Origin of the sequence: Endozoicomonas sp. (assembly GCF_031844845.1) — a bacterium.
Taxonomy (GTDB): Bacteria; Pseudomonadota; Gammaproteobacteria; order Pseudomonadales; family Endozoicomonadaceae; genus Endozoicomonas.
Map to the genome: position 1 here is coordinate 1 of NZ_JAVRMB020000039.1, position 5735 is coordinate 5735.

At 51.1% G+C, this 5735-nt stretch carries 5 protein-coding genes; 3 read left to right on the forward strand and 2 right to left on the reverse strand.

Annotated elements, in window-relative coordinates; translation table 11 throughout:
* A partial coding sequence (locus RM811_RS01765) for an autotransporter domain-containing protein (RefSeq protein WP_402520173.1) occupies window positions 1-778 on the forward strand: 778 nt, incomplete at its 5' end.
* A 333-nt stretch (window positions 779-1111) separates the two neighbouring features.
* Here RM811_RS01765 and amrS read toward each other — a convergent pair.
* Window positions 1112-2212, reverse strand: coding sequence for an AmmeMemoRadiSam system radical SAM enzyme (amrS, locus tag RM811_RS01770; RefSeq protein ID WP_402520175.1), 1101 nt, complete (start codon window positions 2210-2212; stop codon window positions 1112-1114).
* Window positions 2213-2380: 168 nt separating this feature from the next.
* Here amrS and amrB point away from each other — a divergent pair, with 168 nt between their 5' ends.
* Together amrB and amrA are read left to right on the forward strand one after the other, a co-directional pair.
* The gene (gene amrB / locus RM811_RS01775; protein ID WP_402520176.1) at window positions 2381-3160 is read left to right on the forward strand and encodes an AmmeMemoRadiSam system protein B; all 780 of its coding nucleotides are present in this window, start codon (window positions 2381-2383) and stop codon (window positions 3158-3160) included.
* A gap of 134 nt (window positions 3161-3294) precedes the next feature.
* A complete protein-coding gene (gene amrA / locus RM811_RS01780) occupies window positions 3295-3894 on the forward strand; it encodes an AmmeMemoRadiSam system protein A (protein ID WP_402520178.1) in 600 nt (199 codons plus the stop codon).
* Window positions 3895-4007: 113 nt separating this feature from the next.
* Here the strand turns inward: amrA and tyrS are convergent, their stop codons facing one another.
* Window positions 4008-5315, reverse strand: a complete 1308-nt coding sequence (tyrS, locus tag RM811_RS01785) for a tyrosine--tRNA ligase (protein ID WP_402520180.1) — start codon at window positions 5313-5315, stop codon at window positions 4008-4010.
* Window positions 5316-5735: the final 420 nt, after the last annotated feature.

Here is a 5735-nt window from a genome sequence, read left to right on the forward strand (position 1 = left end):
TATCGGCTTTAAAGCCAATATCCGGGGGCTTGGCCTGCAGCTGGTTCAGAACACTCACTGGGGTCACTGGGGAGGTGGGCTATTCAGTGGTAAAGGTGACATTAACTCAACGGAATTTAATACACCGATTCGAAGTGATGTGGACTATCTGGGCGGTCTTATTCAAGGCGCGGTCAAGGTAAACCCATGGGTTGTGAATCTCGGGATTACTTATCTGCACTCAAAACACCACCTTCGTCAATACAACCATTATTTTCATCTGAAGTCTGATTCAGAGATTGATGTAGCGGGCATTCAGGCCGGAATGGCATGGCCTCAGTATTATGGGGACTGGCTGGTAACCCCTGCTGCCCATCTGGAATTCTGGCATACCCACCAGCCGGGTAATGAAATCACCGGTGATGGTAACAAACTCTACGTTCGCTCCAAAGGGAGCCAGGATTACCGACAGTTGCCATTGAGCTTAACAGTACAGGGACCCAATCTGATTTCAGGTTCTCATGCAAAGGTTCGCTTAATTCCTCAATTCGATATTCGTTTTATTCCCACCTGGGGAGATCGGCAACTGTCTACAGAGGTATCACTGAAAAATGACACAGGTACTACTGTTGAACCTGTTGTACTTTCAACACCGGAAATGGACAAAACCAGCACTGAACTGGGCGTTGGACTTCAGGTTGCCAGAGGCCTGATAGACGGCAACCTTCGTTATAATGCACGACACTCATCACATACATTATCACAGCAAATCAGTGCCGATATCGTCTGGCGGTTTTAAGGGTAAAAGCCGCTGCTCGCTTCCCGCCACCCGATTCCCGCAAAAGCACAAGCGGTTCTGGCTTTTAGACTCGTTCCCATGCTCCGCGTGGGAATGCATACGGGACTGGCCGTATGCTGCAGGAATTTTTGATAGTCCGTAATCTGAATTGCCGCAACACGTGAAAACGAAGCATATCCCTATTCTACCTCGGTGTTCCGGAGTTTGACTCTGATTGCTTCGTTTGTGGTGAGTGCAGTATGCATTCCCACGCAGAGCATGGGAACGAGGTTAAAAGCACAAGCGATCCTGGCTTTTTCGGGCAGCGGGAAGCGGGCGGCGGGAAGCGTTCATTTAAGTCACCATTCTCACAGGAACCCGGCGACTGCCCCAGACTCCCGGTAGCTCTTCAAAAACACCGGCAACCGGCGTACCGCATTGCTGGCAGCAACCTTTCCCTGCAGAAGCCTTAACCCCCCACTCGCCAAGAACATACCAGTCCCGCTCGATCAACAGGCTATGGCACTGATGACAACGGGTACTGCCGCCATCCGAGTCATGGACATTACCGGTATAGGCATACCGGATACCATGATTCAGGGCAATCTGCCTGGCCCTGGTAAGCGTGGAGGCAGGCGTACGAGGATGATTCCTCATTTTCCAGTCCGGGTGAAAAGCCGAGAAATGAATCGGTACATCAATGCCAAGGTTCTCCACAATCCATTGGCACATGTCGTGCAGTTCCTGGTCCGAGTCGTTTTCCCCGGGAATCAGCAGTGTGGTGATTTCAAACCAGACCGAGGTTTCATGTTTCAGATATTTCAATGTTTCCAGAACCGGCTGTAGCTTACCGCCACAGATTTTCCGGTAAAAATCTTCCGTAAAGGCTTTCAGGTCAATATTGGCGGCATCCATATAACGGAAGAACTCTTCCCGGGGCTCATCACAGATATAACCGGCAGAAACCGCCACCGACTTCAGGTTCTTTTCATGGGCCGCCCGGGCCACATCAATGGCATACTCCAGAAAGATCACCGGATCGTTATAGGTAAAGGCCAGGGAGCGACAGCCCAGCTGTTCGGCGGTATCCGCCAGCTGCTCCGGTGAGGCCTGGTCCGCCAGGGTGTCCATCTCCCGGGATTTGCTCATGTCCCAGTTCTGACAGAATTTACAGGCAAGATTACAGCCTGCCGTACCAAACGACAGAACCGGGGTACCGGGCAGAAAATGATTCAGTGGTTTCTTCTCGATGGGATCAATACAAAAACCACTGGAACGGCCATAGCTGGTCAGGACAATCTGGTCATCTTCACAGGCCCGGACAAAACAGAGCCCCTGCTGGCCATTTCTCAGCTTGCAGGCCCTTGGACAAACATCACACTGGACACGCCCATCATCCAGAACGTGCCAATAGTTTGTCGGCACATTTCCGGCAGGTGTTTTTTCCCTAAGCATGATCCATCTCCAGATCAGGTTCATAGCCTGATCGTTATCCTGATATTAATAAGCAAGACTATAATTATAGGCTCTACCGGTATTCCTTGAGCGGTGCTTAAAAGACAGGGGTTCATTCAGCTTGAAATATATCGATAGGGTCCAACCACATCCGGGGGAGAACCCATAATGATTATTCGCCAACCCGCCGTTGCCGGGACGTTTTATCCCAACTCACCCAGTGCACTGGATCACGTCGTCAAAGAACTGGTCAATGATGCCAAACCCAGAGACTTCTCACCCAAGGCACTGATTGTTCCCCATGCGGGCTTTATCTACTCCGGACCGATAGCCGCCAGTGCCTACCGCCTGCTGCACACCATGAAAGAAAACATCCGCAGGGTTGTGCTGCTGGGGCCTTCTCACAGGATTCCCCTGCAAGGCATGGCCCTTCCTGACTGTGAAGCCTTTTCAACCCCGCTGGGTACCATTCCACTGGACACAGAAGCCATGGAAGAACTTAAAGCATTCAGTCAGGTGCAGGTACTCGACCAAGCCCACGCTTATGAGCACAGCCTGGAAGTTCAATGCCCATTCCTTCAAACCTGTCTGGATGACTTTAAACTGATCCCGATTGTTGTTGGTGATGCCAGCCCACTGGCGGTGGCCGAAGTCATCGAACACCTTTGGGGTGAGCAGGAAACCCTGATCATTATCAGCTCCGATCTCAGCCATTATCATAACTACGAAGAGGCTTGTTACCGGGATAACCAGACGGTAAAGGCGATTGAGCAGCTCAGTAGCAACTTAACCGGTGGGCAGGCCTGCGGCTGCTACCCTATTAATGGCATGTTGAAGGTTGCCCAGCGTCGGGGAATGGACGTCATTACCCTTGATGTACGCAACTCTGGAGATACCGCTGGCGATAAAAGTCGAGTAGTGGGTTACGGCGCCTTTGTTATTCAGTAAAAGGTTATTCAATAAAGCCTCCGGAGCCTGCCCGAAAGTAGACTCCTGACTCCTGACAACTGACAACTGACTAACGATAAAAACCAGACAGAGGCAGTCCATGCTTCTAATAAAGGAAAACAGGAATTTCTACTGTGCAAACCGAACCCACAGAAAGCCAGAAAAAAGAATTGCTGCGCCTTGGCCGCAGGACGATCAGTGAGGGGTGTACACGGGGCCTGCCACCTGAACAAATACAGCAAAGGGAGCCTCAGCCCGGAAAAGAGAATCACCCGGATTGCTTTCTGCAAAAAGCCGCCAGCTTTGTAACCCTCCAAAAGCGGGGAGTTCTCCGTGGCTGTATTGGCTCAATCCAGGCTCACCGGGCACTGCTGGATGACGTAATCCACAATTCCTTCGCCAGCGCCTTTCGTGATCCCCGGTTTCCACCGGTTACGGAAAATGAGTTAACCGAAATAAAGGTGGAAATATCCATACTGACTCCTCATCAGCCAATGGAAGTTTCTGACGAAGGAGACCTTCTTAAACAACTGCGTCCTGGCATGGATGGGTTACTCATCCGAAACCCTCAATATTCCGCGACTTTCTTACCACAGGTATGGAAACAACTTCCTAATCCCAGGCAGTTTCTGGCTCACCTGAAAAACAAGGCAGGTATGGCTCCAGGCGTCTGGCCTGAAGACATGGAATGTCTCCGCTATCAGTGCGTTAAGTTCAAAGAAACGAGGGAATGATAGTGACCGCTGCCCGCTGTCCGCCGCCCGCTTCCCGAAAAAGCCGGGTCCGCTTGTGCGGGTAGCGGGTAGCGGGTAGCGGGTAGCGGGTAGCGGGTAGCGGGTAGCGGCTTTTAAACCACTTCAAACAGGAAGTGATTCTTCTTACCCAGCTTCACCAGGAAGAATCGACCATACATCGATTTCTCAGCAGCGAAGCATTCCGGCAGATTCATATTATCCGCTGCGCCACGGGCCTCGCCATTAAAGAACACCGCTTTATTACCCAGCGCATCTTTAACCTGCTTGCCAGACTTCACCATCCCGACTTCAGCGAACAGCTGAGTCATCGCCTGACCTTCCAGCCCAGCCCGTTCGATAGTTGCACCGGGCAGGCCATCCTGCTTCAACTGCTCCATATCGGTTTCAGAAAGCTGGGTAATATCGCCAGAGAACAGGGCTTCAGAAATACGTTCCGCTGCCTTGAGACCTTCATCTCCATGCACCAGGCGAGTCGCTTCCCGGGCAAGAATCTGTTGCGCCTCAGGTCTGCCCTGACGCTCAGCATCTGCCTTCTCAATGGCATCAATCTCTTCCATGCTCATGAAGGTGAAGAACTTCAGGAAGCGGTAAACATCCGCATCGGCAGTATTCATCCAGAACTGGTAGAAAGCGTACTGGGAGGTTTTCGCGGGATCCAGCCATATCGCACCACCTTCGGTCTTACCAAACTTGGTACCATCGAACTTAGTTATCAGGGGTACCGTTAAACCAAAGGTACGGGATTTATTCTGACGGCGGGCCAGATCAATACCACCAACAATATTACCCCACTGATCACTGCCACCGATCTGCAGAGTACAGTCATAACGACGGTTCAGCTCAGCAAAATCCATACCCTGCAGCAAGGCATAAGAGAACTCGGTAAAGGAGATACCAGCCCCTTCACGATTGAGCCGCTGCTGTACAGATTCCTTATTGATCATGGCATTGACCGCGAAATGCTTGCCAATATCTCTCAAGAAATCCAGAACATTCAGGTTGCTCGTCCAGTCCAGATTATTAGCGACAATGGCAGAGCTCTCACCACAGTCAAAGTCGATGAACTGGCTCACCTGCCCCTTGATCTTTTCAACCCAGCCAGCCACCACATCCGGGGTATTCAGTTGACGTTCGGCAGCCTTGAAGCTTGGGTCACCAATCAGGCCTGTCGCTCCACCTACCAGAGCAATAGGCTTATGACCAGCCTGCTGGAAACGTTTGAGTACCAGCAGTGGCACCAGGTGGCCCAGGTGAAGACTGTCAGCGGTGGGATCAAAGCCACAATAGAGCACCCGAGGCTGTTCGCTCAAATGAGCGTCCAGTTCCTCGACGGCTGTCGTCTGTGCGATGAGCTGGCGGGACTGAAGATCTTTCAGCAACGGGTTTTGACTATCGGACATCTTGACCTTTTCCTGCGACGATTCGATGATTGAACCGGAATAAAAATTAAGCCGATCAAAATACAACAAAATGGTACTGGAACAAATGCCTGAATGATAAATAAAGTAAATTTCAGTATGCCGGGCTTGTAAAAGACCGTTGCCCGCTACCCGTTGCCCGTCTCCCGCAAAAGCACACGCAGCTCTGGTTTTTTCAGGTAACGGGCAACGGGCGGCGGGCAACGTTCGTTAAAATAAGACCGCTATTTTTGGACAACCCCTAAGCTTTACCAATACCTGAACCTTCAATACACACCCTTTACCTCAAACAACTGGAACTAAAGTTAAACCCTAACTGTCGAACCAGTCCAAAGAGCTTGTGAGTTTGTGACATTCTGGCCGGGCAAGGCTTTAGGAAAGTGGCATTGGAAAGTACCAGCC

What these genes read in the sequence shown, in the direction of transcription:
- amrS (WP_402520175.1), bottom strand. Translation starts at nt 2,212, where the DNA reads ATGCTTAGGGAAAAAACACCTGCCGGAAATGTGCCGACAAACTATTGG.
- tyrS (WP_402520180.1), bottom strand. Translation starts at nt 5,315, where the DNA reads ATGTCCGATAGTCAAAACCCGTTGCTGAAAGATCTTCAGTCCCGCCAG.
- amrB (WP_402520176.1), top strand. Translation starts at nt 2,381, where the DNA reads ATGATTATTCGCCAACCCGCCGTTGCCGGGACGTTTTATCCCAACTCA.